15 protein-coding genes are annotated in these 15,317 nt (G+C 42.7%); 10 read left to right on the top strand and 5 right to left on the bottom strand.

The window, feature by feature from the left end; translation table 11 throughout:
• Window positions 1–532: 532 nt before the first annotated feature.
• The 8 genes from NSU16_RS17785 to NSU16_RS17820 all read left to right on the top strand — a co-directional run bounded on the left by NSU16_RS17785 (window position 533) and on the right by NSU16_RS17820 (window position 7,292).
• Window positions 533–1,522: a LacI family DNA-binding transcriptional regulator gene (locus tag NSU16_RS17785; RefSeq protein ID WP_339191654.1), complete on the top strand. Its 990-nt coding sequence runs from the start codon at window positions 533–535 to the stop codon at window positions 1,520–1,522.
• The gene (rbsK, locus tag NSU16_RS17790; RefSeq protein ID WP_268471634.1) at window positions 1,515–2,396 is read left to right on the top strand and encodes a ribokinase; all 882 of its coding nucleotides are present in this window, start codon (window positions 1,515–1,517) and stop codon (window positions 2,394–2,396) included. The genes NSU16_RS17785 and rbsK overlap by 8 nt, the downstream gene beginning before the upstream one ends.
• Complete coding sequence (gene rbsD, locus NSU16_RS17795; RefSeq protein ID WP_326334235.1) at window positions 2,393–2,788, top strand: D-ribose pyranase; 396 nt, start codon at window positions 2,393–2,395, stop codon at window positions 2,786–2,788. The genes rbsK and rbsD overlap by 4 nt, the downstream gene beginning before the upstream one ends.
• A gap of 14 nt (window positions 2,789–2,802) precedes the next feature.
• Window positions 2,803–4,284, top strand: coding sequence for a sugar ABC transporter ATP-binding protein (locus tag NSU16_RS17800; RefSeq protein WP_268448203.1), 1,482 nt, complete (start codon window positions 2,803–2,805; stop codon window positions 4,282–4,284).
• A 1-nt stretch (window position 4,285) separates the two neighbouring features.
• Entirely contained in the window at window positions 4,286–5,257 is a 972-nt protein-coding gene (gene rbsC, locus NSU16_RS17805) for a ribose ABC transporter permease RbsC (RefSeq protein WP_168748908.1), read from the top strand.
• Window positions 5,258–5,268: 11 nt separating this feature from the next.
• Window positions 5,269–6,186 carry a ribose ABC transporter substrate-binding protein RbsB gene (gene rbsB / locus NSU16_RS17810; protein ID WP_010332123.1) on the top strand — a complete coding sequence of 306 codons (918 nt, stop codon included), beginning with the start codon at window positions 5,269–5,271 and terminating at the stop codon, window positions 6,184–6,186.
• 107 nt (window positions 6,187–6,293) lie between these two features.
• A complete protein-coding gene (locus NSU16_RS17815; protein WP_010332124.1) occupies window positions 6,294–6,830 on the top strand; it encodes an SH3 domain-containing protein in 537 nt (178 codons plus the stop codon).
• A gap of 165 nt (window positions 6,831–6,995) precedes the next feature.
• Entirely contained in the window at window positions 6,996–7,292 is a 297-nt protein-coding gene (locus NSU16_RS17820) for a DUF3892 domain-containing protein (protein WP_326227541.1), read from the top strand.
• 42 nt (window positions 7,293–7,334) lie between these two features.
• On the opposite strand, the gene NSU16_RS17825 is transcribed toward NSU16_RS17820, so the two are convergent.
• The 3 genes from NSU16_RS17825 to alsS form a co-directional block, all read right to left on the bottom strand.
• Window positions 7,335–7,862 carry an NAD(P)H-dependent oxidoreductase gene (locus tag NSU16_RS17825; protein WP_168748912.1) on the bottom strand — a complete coding sequence of 176 codons (528 nt, stop codon included), beginning with the start codon at window positions 7,860–7,862 and terminating at the stop codon, window positions 7,335–7,337.
• Between the two features lie 97 nt (window positions 7,863–7,959).
• Window positions 7,960–8,727 (bottom strand): acetolactate decarboxylase, encoded by a 768-nt coding sequence (gene budA, locus NSU16_RS17830; RefSeq protein ID WP_010332127.1) that lies wholly within the window; start codon window positions 8,725–8,727, stop codon window positions 7,960–7,962.
• A 62-nt stretch (window positions 8,728–8,789) separates the two neighbouring features.
• Complete coding sequence (alsS, locus tag NSU16_RS17835) at window positions 8,790–10,502, bottom strand: acetolactate synthase AlsS (protein ID WP_339191655.1); 1,713 nt, start codon at window positions 10,500–10,502, stop codon at window positions 8,790–8,792.
• Window positions 10,503–10,660: 158 nt separating this feature from the next.
• Here alsS and alsR point away from each other — a divergent pair, with 158 nt between their 5' ends.
• Together alsR and NSU16_RS17845 are read left to right on the top strand one after the other, a co-directional pair.
• Window positions 10,661–11,569 carry an acetoin biosynthesis transcriptional regulator AlsR gene (gene alsR / locus NSU16_RS17840; protein ID WP_010332129.1) on the top strand — a complete coding sequence of 303 codons (909 nt, stop codon included), beginning with the start codon at window positions 10,661–10,663 and terminating at the stop codon, window positions 11,567–11,569.
• Between the two features lie 211 nt (window positions 11,570–11,780).
• The gene (locus NSU16_RS17845; protein WP_010332130.1) at window positions 11,781–13,109 is read left to right on the top strand and encodes an arsenic transporter; all 1,329 of its coding nucleotides are present in this window, start codon (window positions 11,781–11,783) and stop codon (window positions 13,107–13,109) included.
• Between the two features lie 68 nt (window positions 13,110–13,177).
• On the opposite strand, the gene NSU16_RS17850 is transcribed toward NSU16_RS17845, so the two are convergent.
• Both NSU16_RS17850 and NSU16_RS17855 read right to left on the bottom strand, forming a co-directional pair.
• Window positions 13,178–13,852, bottom strand: a complete 675-nt coding sequence (locus NSU16_RS17850; protein ID WP_339192720.1) for a DUF2642 domain-containing protein — start codon at window positions 13,850–13,852, stop codon at window positions 13,178–13,180.
• A gap of 63 nt (window positions 13,853–13,915) precedes the next feature.
• Entirely contained in the window at window positions 13,916–15,244 is a 1,329-nt protein-coding gene (locus NSU16_RS17855; protein WP_339191656.1) for a spore coat protein CotH, read from the bottom strand.
• Window positions 15,245–15,317 lie beyond the last annotated feature (73 nt).

Raw genomic sequence — 15,317 nt, forward strand, 5'->3', positions numbered from 1 at the left:
AATGTTCAGTTTAATATGCATTTCAAATCAATCTTTTTTCCAGCCCGGTATATCAAGCTTTTGCTGATACAATGCGTGTTTCCAGTTCTTATGAACACAAAATTATATTTGCCTGTTTCTTAAGGATAAGGTCATAATGTCATCCTTTCTGCACGGAATAGACAATATTAGGCCCATACCAAATTGACTACTGGCCCCGGCAATAAAAACGGCAAACAAACAGGTCCAGGTTCTCTAACATAATTAAACATTTTCTGGGCGGATAGTCTTTTCTGTTTTATCCTATTTACAGGTCTAAACGCATGACTTTGAAACAATTTTAATAAAACTTAATATTCGTTCATGAAAAGTTCATCCAGATTTGTGAAGACTTTGTCAAAAAAAACCGTGATTACCTTTACATTCTCGTATTTATACACAATTTACAGTTTGGTTTGCTATATCGCCATGGTTTATTTTTTTCTTATTGCCAATAACGAAATGTCATGATAATCTATCTATGTAAACGGTTACACAACGAGGAGGAGCTGTGTTGGCTACAATTAAAGATGTCGCGGGAGCAGCGGGCGTCTCGGTTGCAACGGTCTCCCGCGTCCTGAATGACAACGGCTATGTACATGAAGAAACGAGAACACGTGTGATGGCCGCCATGGAGAAGCTGAACTATTATCCGAATGAAGTCGCCAGGTCTCTTTATAAAAGAGAATCCAGGCTGATCGGGCTTTTGCTTCCGGATATTACGAACCCTTTCTTCCCCCAGCTTGCCCGCGGCGCGGAGGATGAATTGAACCGGGAAGGCTATCGGCTTATTTTTGGCAACAGTGACGAGGAATTAAATAAAGAACTTGAATACCTTCAAACCTTTAAACAAAATCATGTCGCAGGTATTATTGCTGCAACAAATTATCCTCATCTTGAACAATACAGCGGGATTGATCAGCCAGTCGTTTTCCTGGACAGAACACCTGAAGGCGCTCCTTCTGTATCCAGTGACGGACATACCGGGGGAAAATTAGCAGCAGAAGCAATCGTTCATGGAAAAAGCAAACACATTACGCTCCTGAAGGGTCCTGCTCACCTGCCGACTGCCCAAGACCGCTTTCACGGCGCTTTAGAGGTATTACAGCAGGCTGGTGTTGATTTTCAGATCATCGAGACAGCGTCCTTTTCTTTTAAGGATGCACAAGCAATGGCAAAGGAGCTGTTTGCCCTATATCCTGAGACAGACGGAATAATTGCCAGTAATGATATTCAAGCAGCGGCTGTTTTGCATGAAGCTTTGCGGCGCGGAAAAAAAGTGCCTGAGGATATTCAAATTATCGGCTACGATGACATTCCCCAAAGCGAGCTGCTGTTTCCACCGCTGTCAACAATTAAACAGCCGGCATATGACATGGGTAAAGAAGCGGCTAAACTGCTTTTGAGCATCATAAAAAAACAGCCGCTCGCAGAAACGGCGATTCAAATGCCCGTCATGTATATAAGAAGAAATACGACAAGAAAGGAAGATAAGGATGCGTAATATTTGTGTGATTGGAAGCTGTTCTATGGATTTAGTGGTCACCTCAGACAAACGCCCAAACGCGGGCGAAACTGTACTGGGTACTTCATTTCAAACTGTGCCGGGCGGTAAAGGGGCGAATCAGGCTGTTGCCGCTGCCAGACTTGGCGCAAATGTTTTTATGATTGGCAAGGTCGGTGACGATCATTATGGAACAGCCATCATGAATAATTTAAAAGCAAACGGTGTTCACACCGACTATATGGAACCGGTTACACATAAAGAAAGCGGCACCGCCCACATCGTGCTTGCCGAAGGTGATAACAGCATCGTCGTCGTTAAAGGCGCAAATGATGAGATCACCCCATCTTATGCGATAGACGCTCTCGAAAAGCTTGAAAATATCGATATGGTCCTGATTCAGCAGGAAATCCCGGAAGAAACAGTTGATGAGGTATGCAGATACTGCCATTCTCACGACATCCCGATCATGCTTAACCCGGCACCGGCCCGCCCGCTGAAGCAGGAAACCATTGACCATGCCACCTATCTTACGCCGAATGAACATGAGGCGGCGATCTTATTCCCGGAGCTGACGGTTTCTGAAGCATTGGCGCTTTATCCGGCGAAGCTCTTTATCACTGAAGGCAAACAAGGCGTGCGCTATTCAGCCGGCAGCAAAGAGCGGATCATCCCTTCCTTCCCTGTTGAGCCTGTCGATACGACCGGAGCAGGTGATACGTTTAACGCGGCTCTTGCAGTGGCTCTGGCGGAGGGTAAAGATATTGAAGCTGCATTACGGTTCGCAAACCGCGCCGCTTCCCTATCTGTATGTTCTTTCGGCGCTCAAGGCGGAATGCCATCCAGAAAAGAAGTAGAGGAGCTGCTGTCATGAAAAAACACGGTATTTTGAACAGTCATCTTGCCAAGCTATTGGCTGACCTTGGCCATACTGACAAAATTGTTATCGCTGATGCAGGGCTGCCCGTTCCTGACAGCGTTCTGAAAATTGATCTCTCACTGAAGCCGGGTTTCCCGGCTTTCCGGGATGTAGCCGCAGTGCTGGCAGATGAAATGGCCGTTGAAAAGGTGATTGTCGCATCCGAAATAAAGGTGTCCAATCCAGAGAATGCGAGTTTTATAAAAACCCTTTTTTCTGAAGATGCAGTCGACTGCCTTCCCCACGAGGAATTTAAGGAGCTGACCAAAGAAGCTAAAGCTGTCATACGAACAGGAGAATTCACACCATACGCCAACTGCATCCTGCAGGCGGGTGTGCTTTTCTAGAAAGGAGGATCGATATGCAAATCGAAATGAATGACATTCATAAAGCATTCGCGAAAAACCAGGTGCTTTCAGGTGTATCCTTCCAGCTCAAGCCTGGCGAAGTTCATGCATTGATGGGAGAAAACGGCGCCGGCAAGTCCACCCTGATGAACATCCTGACTGGTCTGCACAAACTGGACAAAGGTCGGATCACTATAAATGGCAACGAGACGTATTTCTCCAACCCAAAGGAAGCCGAGCAGCACGGAATCGCCTTCATCCATCAGGAACTGAATATTTGGCCGGACATGTCCGTTCTTGAGAATCTATTTATCGGAAAAGAAATGTCAACGAAATTTGGTATTTTACAAACAAGAAAAATGAAAGCGCTAGCAAAAGAGCAATTTGATAAACTATCCGTCTCTCTTTCTCTTGATCAAGAAGCAGGTGAATGCTCCGTCGGACAGCAGCAGATGATTGAAATTGCAAAAGCGCTCATGACAAATGCGGAGGTGATCATAATGGATGAACCTACCGCGGCTTTGACTGAACGGGAAATCAGCAAGCTGTTTGACGTCATTACGGCTTTAAAAAAGAACGGTGTTTCCATTGTATACATTTCACATCGAATGGAAGAAATTTTCACGATTTGCGACAGAATCACCATCATGCGTGACGGTAAAACGGTCGATACAACAAACATTTCAGAAACCAATTTTGACGAGGTCGTGAAAAAAATGGTCGGACGTGAGCTGACGGAACGATACCCTAAACGCGTCCCTTCACTCGGAGACAAAATATTCGAGGTGAAAAACGCCTCCTCAAAAGGGCGCTTTGAAGATATCAGCTTTTATGTCCGTTCCGGTGAAATTGTCGGCGTTTCCGGTTTAATGGGAGCCGGACGTACAGAAATGATGAGAGGGCTGTTCGGCATTGACCGGCTCGATTCGGGAGAAATTTGGATTGCAGGAAAAAAGACTGCTATTAAGAATCCGTATGATGCTGTAAAAAAAGGGCTCGGCTTCATTACGGAAAACCGCAAAGATGAGGGATTGCTGCTCGACACATCCATTCGTGAAAATATTGCGCTGCCCAATTTGGCCAGTTTTTCTCCAAAGGGCATCATTGATTACAAGCGGGAAGCAGAGTTTGTAGACCTTCTCATAAAACGCCTGACCATCAAAACGGCTTCACCGGAAACGCACGCGCGCCAATTGTCCGGCGGCAACCAGCAAAAGGTCGTGATTGCAAAATGGATCGGCATCGGCCCAAAAGTGCTCATATTGGATGAGCCGACAAGAGGCGTGGATGTAGGCGCGAAACGGGAAATTTATACGCTGATGAATGAGCTCACTGACCGCGGTGTCGGCATCATTATGGTGTCATCAGAGCTGCCGGAAATACTCGGGATGAGTGACAGAATCATTGTTGTCCATGAAGGCAGAATCAGCGGAGACATCGAAGCGCGTGAAGCGACACAAGAACGAATTATGACACTTGCCACGGGAGGTCGGTAACATGAAAACGGAACAACTGAAGCAATCAGAAAAAAAACAGATTCACTTTGATGGCGTCATGCAGAAGCTCGGCCCGTTTCTCGGTTTATTTATTCTCGTTATGATTGTATCGATTTTAAATCCGAGCTTCCTTGAGCCTCTAAATATTTTAAACCTGCTTCGGCAGGTGGCGATTAACGGCTTGATCGCATTCGGCATGACCTTCGTTATTTTAACTGGGGGCATTGATCTTTCTGTCGGGGCTATTCTCGCCCTGTCCAGCGCCTTAGTCGCGGGGATGATTGTATCTGGTGTCGACCCGATACTCGCCGTCATCATAGGCTGTCTGATTGGCGCTCTGCTCGGGATGATCAATGGATTGTTAATCACAAAAGGGAAAATGGCCCCTTTCATTGCGACACTTGCGACCATGACTGTGTTCCGCGGACTTACTCTTGTGTATACAGACGGAAACCCGATCACAGGGCTTGGCACTCATTATGCCTTTCAGCTGTTCGGCCGCGGTTATTTTTTAGGAATTCCTGTACCGGCGATTACAATGGTTCTCGCCTTTGTTATCCTTTGGGTGCTGCTACACAAAACGCCGTTCGGGCGCCGTACATACGCAATTGGCGGCAATGAAAAAGCGGCGCTCATTTCAGGCATTAAAGTCACACGTGTAAAAGTCATGATTTACGCTTTAGCCGGTCTATTATCCGCCCTTGCCGGCGCGATTTTGACTTCCCGTCTCCACTCAGCACAGCCGACAGCTGGAGAATCATATGAACTGGATGCCATTGCGGCGGTGGTCTTAGGCGGAACGAGTCTATCCGGGGGCCGCGGGCGCATTATCGGAACGTTAATTGGGGTGCTGATCATCGGCACACTCAATAATGGTCTCAACTTGCTTGGCGTCTCATCATTTTATCAGCTGGTTGTTAAAGGGATTGTCATTTTAATCGCGGTATTATTAGACCGCAAAAAGTCAGCATAGGAGGGTTTTACATGAAAAAGGCTGTATCCGTCATTTTGGCACTGTCACTGTTTGTATTGAGCGCCTGTTCGCTTGAGCCTCCCCAATGGGCGAAGCCTTCAAACTCAGATAATAAAAAGGAATTTACCATCGGCTTGTCGATCTCAACGCTTAACAATCCCTTTTTTGTCTCTTTAAAAAAGGGAATTGAAAAAGAAGCGGAAAAGCGCGGAATGAAGGTCATCATCGTCGATGCACAAAATGATTCCTCCAAGCAGACAAGTGATGTGGAGGACTTAATTCAGCAGGGCGTCGATGCGCTGTTAATTAATCCGACTGATTCATCGGCTATTTCAACGGCAGTAGAGTCTGCAAATTCAATCGGTGTGCCTGTCGTCTCAATTGACCGGTCCGCTGAACAAGGCAAAGTGGAAACCCTCGTGGCTTCAGACAATGTAAAAGGCGGAGAAATGGCCGCAGAGTTCATCGCAGACAAGCTTGGAAATGGAGCTAAGGTGGCGGAGCTTGAAGGCGTTCCGGGTGCATCCGCTACACGGGAACGCGGTTCAGGCTTTCACAAAATCGCGGATCAAAAGCTGGACGTTGTCACAAAACAATCAGCTGACTTTGACCGCACTAAAGGCCTGACGGTCATGGAAAACCTGCTCCAAGGACACCCGGATATCCAAGCGGTTTTCGCTCATAATGATGAAATGGCGCTTGGAGCTCTCGAAGCGATTAACAGCTCCGGTAAAGACATTTTAGTCGTCGGTTTTGACGGAAATAAGGATGCGATTTCTTCGATTAAAGACGGTAAGCTCTCTGCCACTGTCGCTCAGCAGCCTGAATTAATCGGTAAACTGGCAACGGAAGCAGCAGATCAGATTTTACATGGAAAGAAAGTAAAAAAAACAATATCAGCGCCGCTTAAGCTGGAAACGAAAAAATAATGCAAAGGATCAGATCTTATCTGATCCTTTTTTATGTTTAGCAACCGGACAAAACGTGAAAGGGATAATAGAAATGATTATTTCTCTTATGTGAGGAGAGGAACGCAATGTACAAATCCACGAAAATATTGTCTACACTTGCACTTGCAGCTGGAATAACTGCCGCTTCTGCTGGCGGTGCAAACACAATTCATGCACAACAGCCAGTAACAAACGTAAGCATTGATGATTTATACAGCTACCCGATTGATTCATACTTGGTTTCAGCAGAGGCTCTGAATGTCAGAACAAAGGCCTCCGCTACAAGCTCTAAAGCCGATACACTTCACCTGGGCGACAGCTTAAAGCTCATTTCGTTTTCAAACGCTGATTGGGCAAAGGTTCATTACAAAAACGGAAAGACAGGCTTTGTCTCCACTCATTACATTGTAAAGGCAGCAACAACGGTAAAAACCAAAACAAAAACGAAAGCATATACATCTGCTGAAGGAAAAAGCATCAAGACACTCCCGGCTAACACAAGCGTATCTTTTTTAGGCTGGAGTAAAACAAAAAAAGGCGGCTTTGACTTTGATTGGGTCTATGTAGATTACGGCGGTAAAACAGGTTATATCAAAACAAAGGATTTGCAAATGACAAAATAACCAAAAGGGATTCCGTTTACAGAACGGAATCCCTTTTTTCTTCGCTAATTATGGATTGAATTGTCGCATTCAAAATATTTCTCAGGAAATATTGTCGTCTGCTATGTCGAAACCTATACATGATCAACAGCATTTTTGTTTACGTTAAGGGATGGAGGTGGAAAAATGGATCAATTTGAAGCTGCATATGACTCGTATAAAACCAAACAAACAAATATCGATCAGCCAGTTGATACGTCCGGAAAAGAAGAAATTATCGCGGTCAGAAGAAATGAGGAAGACAATATTATCGCGGTGAAAACGAACGCAGGAAGAGAACTGGACTATCCCACTGCGCTATCAGAAGCAAAAGCTGGGAAGCTCGCTCACGTTGATGTATTTCATAAATACGGACGTGACATTTTACGAAGTGAGCCAGACGGCATTAAGGATAACAACCTATCTGAATTACCCGATTTTTAATAGAGAAAGCCCTGTCCCACACCGGACAGGGCTTTTTTCTTTTTAAGAAAAAGGCTGCTGGATATAATCTGCTAACCGTTTTGCACTGATTGCAATATCCTCAGCATTTGCGTATTTCACGCCATAAAACACATATGGCGGAAGATATGTCATGCCAATTAGATTGCTTGTCGCCTGAAACGGCTTCAGGAGCTCACTGATCGAATAATGGTTCCCTCCGCCTGCCTGATACTTTTCTGCTTCGCTTCCTGTAGAAACAGCCAGCATCAGCTCTTTGCCATGCAGAGCTTTCCCTTCTGACCCGAAGGCCCAGCCGTATGTCAGCACAAGATCCTGCCATTTTTTAAGAAGCGGCGGAGAGCTGTACCAATAAAGCGGAAATTGGAAAACAATCCGATCGTATTGCTCGCACAGCTGCTGCTCTTTGGCAACATCGATGGCTTCATCCGGATATTCCTTATAAAGCTCCCGAACAGTGATATTGTCATGTTTACTTAATTCCTCTACCCACGCCTTATTGACGACTGAGGTATCCATTTGCGGATGAACAGCCAAAACCAGTACTTTCAAGGAGACCCACACCTTTATCGTTTTAATGTTATTTTAACTAAAATCAGGTAAAGTGCAAATGAAAAGAAAGCCCTGCACATGTGCGGGCTTTCTTTTTTTATTCCGGGCTTCCTTCAGTGGTTTCGATATCTTTGGCGAAATCCGGGTTATCCAGATTCGCATTAAAGAAATCTGCTGTATTTGGAAGTCTGAGATTCATGTTCATTTTTTGAGAGATCGTCACCGTGCAATCCTCAAGCACATAATCAAAGACGTGTCCGCCTGTATTTCGTCCTTCGTCAATGAAGTGCAGGTGATAGCCAGAAACAGCGATTCCGTTCGCATAAGCAGGAGTCAAGAAACCAACGATTGTCCCTCTGATGTTGTCAAAGTTGAAAATCGGCTGTGTTTTGACCGCTTCAACCATTGGCACATAAGGTTTTTCTTGCAGTTCTACCGTTCTTGTCTGCACTTTTTTAAACAATCCATCAATACGGATGGCATAAAATAGGTTTTTACTTGGCAGAATGCTATTGATTTCTTTTTCAAATTCTTCACGTGTCATTTTCGCATCAATTTTGTGCGTCATGTCCGGTGTAAAGAACGTAAATGAGCAGAACGGAGAGCGGTCTCCGCTTTGCACCGGTGTCGCAGTGCCGTCGGAACGAAGACGATAAAATTCGCCGTCAAACCCAATCAGCTCTCCATCAAGCTTGTTAAAGGTTCCGATACCGAAGTCACCGTATTTCGGAATATCTGACAGTTCAAAATCGCCGTCATATACTCCGTCTAAAAGAGAAGTCATTGTTGATACTTGATAAATTTGGCTCACGGGCTGTTCTTTTTTGCCGCGGCTCAGCATTTGAATATTGCTTTCGTGTTTCATATTCCCTTCACTCCTTTAGTAATGTGCTGTTCTTCGAAAACAGTGTCTTGGTGCGCAGAGTGCTAGAGAGCTTTTGTTTTCATCAGTTCTCCAAATTCTTTTGGGAGCTTGTCACTCGCTAAATTAACGTTATCACTGTAGTCAACTGGGACATCAATGATAACAGGGCCTTCAGCATTCATGGCTTGACGCAGAACACCTTCCAGCTGGTCTGGTGATTCGACACGCAAACCGGTTGCCCCGAAGCTTTCCGCATATTTCACGATATCAATGTTTCCAAACTCGACTGCAGATGTACGATTGTATTTTTTCAATTGCTGGAATGCAACCATGTCATATGTGCTGTCGTTCCATACAATGTGTACAATTGGAGCTTTTAAGCGCACCGCTGTCTCTAACTCCATTGCTGAGAATAAGAAACCGCCGTCACCAGAGACAGAAACGACTTTTTCACCCGGTTTCACTAATGAAGCACCGATTGCCCACGGAAGCGCAACACCAAGTGTTTGCATACCGTTACTGATCATTAATGTTAATGGCTCATAGCTGCGGAAATAACGGGACATCCAAATCGCGTGTGAACCGATATCGCATGTCACTGTGACGTTATCCTCGACTGCATTCCGTAATGCTTTAACGATCTCAAGAGGATGCAGTCTGTCTGACTTCCAATCTGCAGGCACCTGCTCTCCCTCATGCATATATTCTTTTAATTCAGAAAGGATTTTTTGCTCACGTTCCGCAAAATCCACTTTTACAGCATCATGTTCGATATGATTCAAAGTAGAAGGAATATCCCCGATCAATTCAAGCTCTGGCTGGTACGCATGATCAATGTCAGCCAGAATCTCATCTAAATGGATAATCGTCCGGTCTCCATTGACATTCCAGAATTTCGGATCGTATTCAATTGGGTCATAGCCGATTGTCAGAACAACATCAGCCTGCTCAAGCAACAGATCGCCCGGCTGGTTGCGGAATAAACCGATACGGCCGAAATATTGATCCTCTAAATCTCTCGTAAGAGTGCCGGCAGCCTGAAATGTTTCTACGAATGGAAGCTGAACCTTTTTCAAAAGCTTGCGAACCGCTTTGATCGCTTTAGGTCTTCCGCCTTTCATTCCGACTAGAACCACAGGAAGTTTTGCTGTTTGGATTTTCGCGATAGCAGCACTGATTGCATCATCAGGTGCAGGGCCAAGTTTTGGCGCTTCCACTGCACGCACGTTTTTGGTGTTTGTGACTTCATTCACAACATCTTGCGGAAAGCTCACAAAAGCGGCCCCAGCCTGACCTGCTGACGCTGCTCTAAATGCATTTGTAACAGCTTCCGGTATGTTTTTTACGTCTTGAACCTCTACACTGTATTTTGTAATCGGCTGAAATAACGCCGCATTATCCAATGATTGATGAGTTCGTTTTAAACGATCGGCACGGATAACGTTCCCAGCAAGCGCAACGACAGGGTCACCTTCAGTGTTTGCAGTCAGCAGTCCCGTTGCCAGATTAGAAGCACCCGGTCCTGATGTGACTAAAACGACTCCCGGTTTTCCAGTTAAACGGCCTACAGCCTGCGCCATAAATGCTGCATTTTGTTCATGCCGTGCAACAATGATCTCTGGCCCTTTATCTTGTAAAGCGTCAAATACCGCATCAATTTTTGCACCTGGAATGCCAAATACATGTGTGACACCTTGCTCCGCTAAGCAATCAACAACAAGCTCCGCCCCTCTGTTTTTCACAAGGGATTTTTGTTCTTTTGTTGCTTTTGTCAACACCCTCACTCCTTATTATGCATTTTAAACATAAAAATTTAAATAAATCTTGTGATACGTTTCACTATACACTCTTTGGAAATTGACCTCCAATATCAATTCGACTTATGATTAATATGTATTACGAATTATTAACCTACGAAAGGAATGCATGATTGATGGAGCTTCGCCACCTTCAATACTTTATCGCAGTTGCCGAAGAGCTTCATTTCGGAAAAGCTGCACTTCGGCTGAACATGACACAGCCTCCCCTCAGCCAGCAGATTAAACAGCTGGAAAAAGAAGTCGGGGTGACGCTACTGAAGAGGACAAAACGATTTGTGGAGCTAACCGCAGCCGGAGAAATATTTTTAACTCACTGCCGTACGGCTTTGATGCAAATTGATCAAGCGATTGAACTGGCACAGCGTACGGCTCGCGGCGAGCATGGCCATCTCGTTATCGGTTTTGTCGGATCAGCTACATATGAATTTCTGCCGCCGATTGTCCGGGAATACCGTAAAAAATTCCCATCAGTAAAAATTGAATTACGGGAAATATCCTCATTTAGGCAGCAGGATGAGCTACTAAAGGGAAACATTGATATTGGTATACTTCATCCTCCGTTGCAGCATACAGCATTACATACTGAAATCGCCCAAAGCAGTCCTTGTGTTTTGGCTTTGCCTAAACAACACCCGTTAACATCTAAGGAAGCCATTACAATTGAAGATTTGAGAGATGAACCGATTATTACTGTAGCCAAGGAAGCATGGCCTACTTTATACATTGATTTCATCCAATTTTGTGAGCAGGCTGGCTTTAAACCAAACATTGTACAGGAAGCGACTGAATATCAAATGGTCATTGGGTTAGTCAGCGCTGGCATCGGGATTACATTTGTACCTTCCTCAGCTAAAAAGTTATTTAACTTGGATGTGACTTATCGAACAATAGATAAAATACAGCTGAATGCCGAATGGGTTATCGCCTATCGCAAAGACAATCAAAATCCGCTTTTAAAGCAATTTATTAATATTTCAAATTGTCAGCAGTTAAGAACTAAAGAGAGTGATGCAAGTACCTGAAATGATACTTGCGAACTCTTTTTTCTTTTGGGATTCTCATGGAATTTTAATTAATATAATATAATCGCTTAGTACAACTTCTTATCGGTATACGTATACATACAGTACAAATAGTTGGCAAGGATACTAGTAAGCGCATGACAATCGTTTGATGTTAAGAATGATAGATAGAGAGGTGACATATATTACACAGTTCACGAGTATATTAACATTGCTCGCTTTTTTCATAACAATGCTTTTTATTTTCTGGAGACCGAAAGGGTTAAATGAAGCTATCCCCGCAACAATAGGCGCTTTCATGGTGATATTATGCGGAAGTGTGTCATTGACAGACTTAGGAGAAATAGGATCAAAAGTCACAGGTGCATCGGTCACAATTCTTGCCACTATGATCATGGCCATTGCATTGGAAAGTTTCGGGTTCTTTTATTGGGTGGCCGCCAAGCTGCTCCAACAATCCAGGGGATCAGGCATCAAGCTTTTTTGGTTAACCAATTCACTTTGCTTTTTAATGACCATTTTCCTAAATAATGATGGGAGCGTTTTGATCACAACCCCCATCCTTTTGCTGGTTTTAAAATATTTAGGTTTGAAAAAACATCAAAAAACCCCTTATTTAATAAGCGGCGTTTTAATAGCTACAGCCTCCAGCGCACCGATTGGCGTAAGTAATATTGTAAATTTAATTTCTCTCAAAATGATTGGCATGGATCTATATCTGCACACTGCCATGATGTTTGTCCCTAGTATGATGGGACTCCTTTTTATGGCTTGTCTACTGTTTATTTTCTTTTATAAACGTCTTCCTAAAAGCCTGCCGGATATACCGAACCATTTTCAGTCTCTGCAACATAGAAGGTACCATCCCCTTCATTCGCCATCAGCTCCATTACCAAAACGAAATCAAACAAAAATAATGTTATTTGTACTCGCATTTGTTTTTCTCGTCAGAATCAGCTTATTTGCCGCGTCATATACCGGTATCTCCGTTCCTCTTGTCGCTGTCATCGGATCGATTATCCTTTTGGCCTGGAGATGGGTTTATTTCAAAACCTCTCCTAAAGACTTGTTATACAAATCACCTTGGCACATTTTTATTTTCGCTTTTACTATGTATGTCCTCATTTATGGGCTGCACAATATTGGATTTACTGAATTACTTGTCAATTATTTTGAACCAATGGTTTCTGGAAGCCTCTCCTACGCTACTTTCGTATCAGGTATCTCTACCTCTGTTTTTTCGAATCTATTCAACAACCATCCGGCTTTAATGATCAGTACTTTTACTTTAACGGAAATGAGCCTGAATCCTTCAACAGCAAAAATCATCTACTTGGCAAATATTATTGGGAGTGATATTGGTTCCTTATTATTACCTATAGGAACATTAGCAACACTTATTTGGATGCATATATTAAAACAGCATGATGAAAGTATTTCCTGGGGCGAATATTTAAAAACGACCATATTAATCATTCCGCTGACTGTTCTTTTTACGCTGACATGTTTATATTTTTGGATCAGTTGGTTATTTCTTTAGCAGAGTATGATGAAACAAAAAACTGCCTTCTGCTATTCGAGGGCAGTTTATTTTCAGTATAGGCTGCGCTAGGGGAGATGCATTGTCTTTAGGTGATTTAACTTCCAAATGATTGACTCTCCGCTTGCGTTAATAAGCTCAATGATATTATTAGACACATCTTTTAATAGACCGACTTTCTCTGGCACTTCCCCCATATCAAATATAACCAATTGGCCAACATATTTTTTGATCTGCTCCTCGAAATTACGCACAAGTGAAACACTGGAAGGAACGACGGGCAATTGAGAGTTATCAAGAGTGTACGGCGTTTGTTCTGTTGAATAAGGGGTAAACCATTTTAAGTGATGCATAGATATGAAAAGTGTTTTAAATACAGGTGAAAAAAATACAATATAATCATTTAAAACACTTGTAACATATCCATGTATTGACCGATCCCCCGTTACATAAATTTCAATAAATTTGCCTTTCACCTTGTTTAATGTGTTTCTATAAGAAAAACTATTATTTTCCGCCTGCATCATTGTATCTTCCAGATCTATTAAAATTGGTTTCTCAGTATTCGTATTTATTGCTTTGTTCATTTGATGAAGATGCAGCAAGGGAATATAAAGATAATTGCAGCCATCAAATATAACAAAAATATCCTGTCCAATATCTATAAGTGTGCCAACAAATCTTGTATCTCCTGAAATGACAACCTCAACATCTGTGTCAAGAAATTGATTCAAACCTTTCACCATTCTCCCCCTTTAATTGAATGAAAAAGGGCATCACTTTATCTGATGCACCTTCATTATCTATTAAAATTTGCGCTTCCAATGATAGTCTATTGTTTTAACAATCGTTTCATAGCTATAATCTTCCTTTTGGCTTCCGGTACGATGAAAATCAGAAGATCTTGATGACCGATATGATTTGGACGAACTTTTGGTGTCTGATGAACGATCATATGTTGATGATTGATAATCTGAAGATCTTGGTGACCGATATGATTTAGACGAACTTTTGGCGTCTGATGAACAATCATATGTTGACGATTGATAATCTGAAGATCTTGGTGACCGATATGATTTGGAAGAACTTTTGGAATCTGATGAACGATCATATGTTGACGATTGATAATCTGAAGATCTTGGTGACCGATATGATTTGGAAGAACTTTTGGAATCTGATGAACGATTATATGTTGACGATTGATAGTCTGAAGATCTTGGTGACCGATATGATTTGGACGAACTTTTGGAATCTGATGAATGATCATATGTTGACGATTGATAATCTGAAGATCTTGGTGACCGATATGATTTGGACGAACTTGATGAGCTATATGATGTTGAAGAGGTTAACGAACTGCTGTCCCCCTCTTCTTCGTGTTTTTGTTTTTGGTCTATATCATTTTTGCTTTCTTCTTTATCATCATGTTCTTTCTTTTGATCACCTTTTTTGTAAGAGCCTTTTGGGCCTAAGCTGATGCTCTTGATATGAAAAGGATATATCCGAAGCACTTCTTGATTTTTCACTAAAGTATAATGACCATCCGCATTATCTACGAGGATCCCTTCAATTGCTTCTGGTCCTCCTCGATTAATCGAAACCCATTTATGAGTTAAGCTCTTAAAAACTTCGTTTAAATGATCAGCTTCCAAGACACCTGGCGTATGTCCTTCTTTATTTACAGCGTCCTCATGTTTACTTATGCTTTTGATGTGATGAATATTAAAATAAACTACGCCATCCTCATTTGTGTCTAACACAGCGAAATCATCTCCTAGCCATACCAAACTTCCTTTTTTAGATTCCGGACCGCCTTGATTTAATTGCACTGATTGGTTCATTAACTGTCCGATTAAGCTGTGAAAATCATCAGCATCAGCCATTTCTGCCGTCTCAATTGTTGTTGTGCTATTATTGGTATCCTCTGTAATACTTTTGACATGATCCAATTGATAATAAATGGTTTTTTTTTCAGTTTGTAAGGCGATATAATCTGATTTTACAGCTACCAATTTTCCTTTTTTAGATTCCGGACCTCCTCGATATACAGTAACAATTTTATCTTGCATTGAATGCAAAAAATTATAGTAAGATATATCATGATTTGAATGATTTTTCATTCTCCTCTTGCTCATTCATTACCCTCCTAGTCATTTATACATAGATGATAAATATATTGCATATATACGTGTCACAGTTATTTCTTGA

The organism is Bacillus sp. FSL K6-1003 (genome assembly GCF_037964945.1).
Lineage (GTDB): Bacteria > Bacillota > Bacilli > Bacillales > Bacillaceae > Bacillus > Bacillus mojavensis.

Coding starts and splice junctions, on each gene's coding strand:
- rbsK (WP_268471634.1), top strand. CDS start 1,515: ATGCGTAATATTTGTGTGATTGGAAGCTGTTCTATGGATTTAGTGGTC.
- rbsD (WP_326334235.1), top strand. CDS start 2,393: ATGAAAAAACACGGTATTTTGAACAGTCATCTTGCCAAGCTATTGGCT.
- NSU16_RS17815 (WP_010332124.1), top strand. CDS start 6,294: ATGTACAAATCCACGAAAATATTGTCTACACTTGCACTTGCAGCTGGA.
- NSU16_RS17820 (WP_326227541.1), top strand. CDS start 6,996: ATGGATCAATTTGAAGCTGCATATGACTCGTATAAAACCAAACAAACA.
- alsR (WP_010332129.1), top strand. CDS start 10,661: ATGGAGCTTCGCCACCTTCAATACTTTATCGCAGTTGCCGAAGAGCTT.
- NSU16_RS17855 (WP_339191656.1), bottom strand. CDS start 15,244: ATGAGCAAGAGGAGAATGAAAAATCATTCAAATCATGATATATCTTAC.
- rbsC (WP_168748908.1), top strand. CDS start 4,286: ATGAAAACGGAACAACTGAAGCAATCAGAAAAAAAACAGATTCACTTT.
- budA (WP_010332127.1), bottom strand. CDS start 8,727: ATGAAACACGAAAGCAATATTCAAATGCTGAGCCGCGGCAAAAAAGAA.
- NSU16_RS17800 (WP_268448203.1), top strand. CDS start 2,803: ATGCAAATCGAAATGAATGACATTCATAAAGCATTCGCGAAAAACCAG.
- rbsB (WP_010332123.1), top strand. CDS start 5,269: ATGAAAAAGGCTGTATCCGTCATTTTGGCACTGTCACTGTTTGTATTG.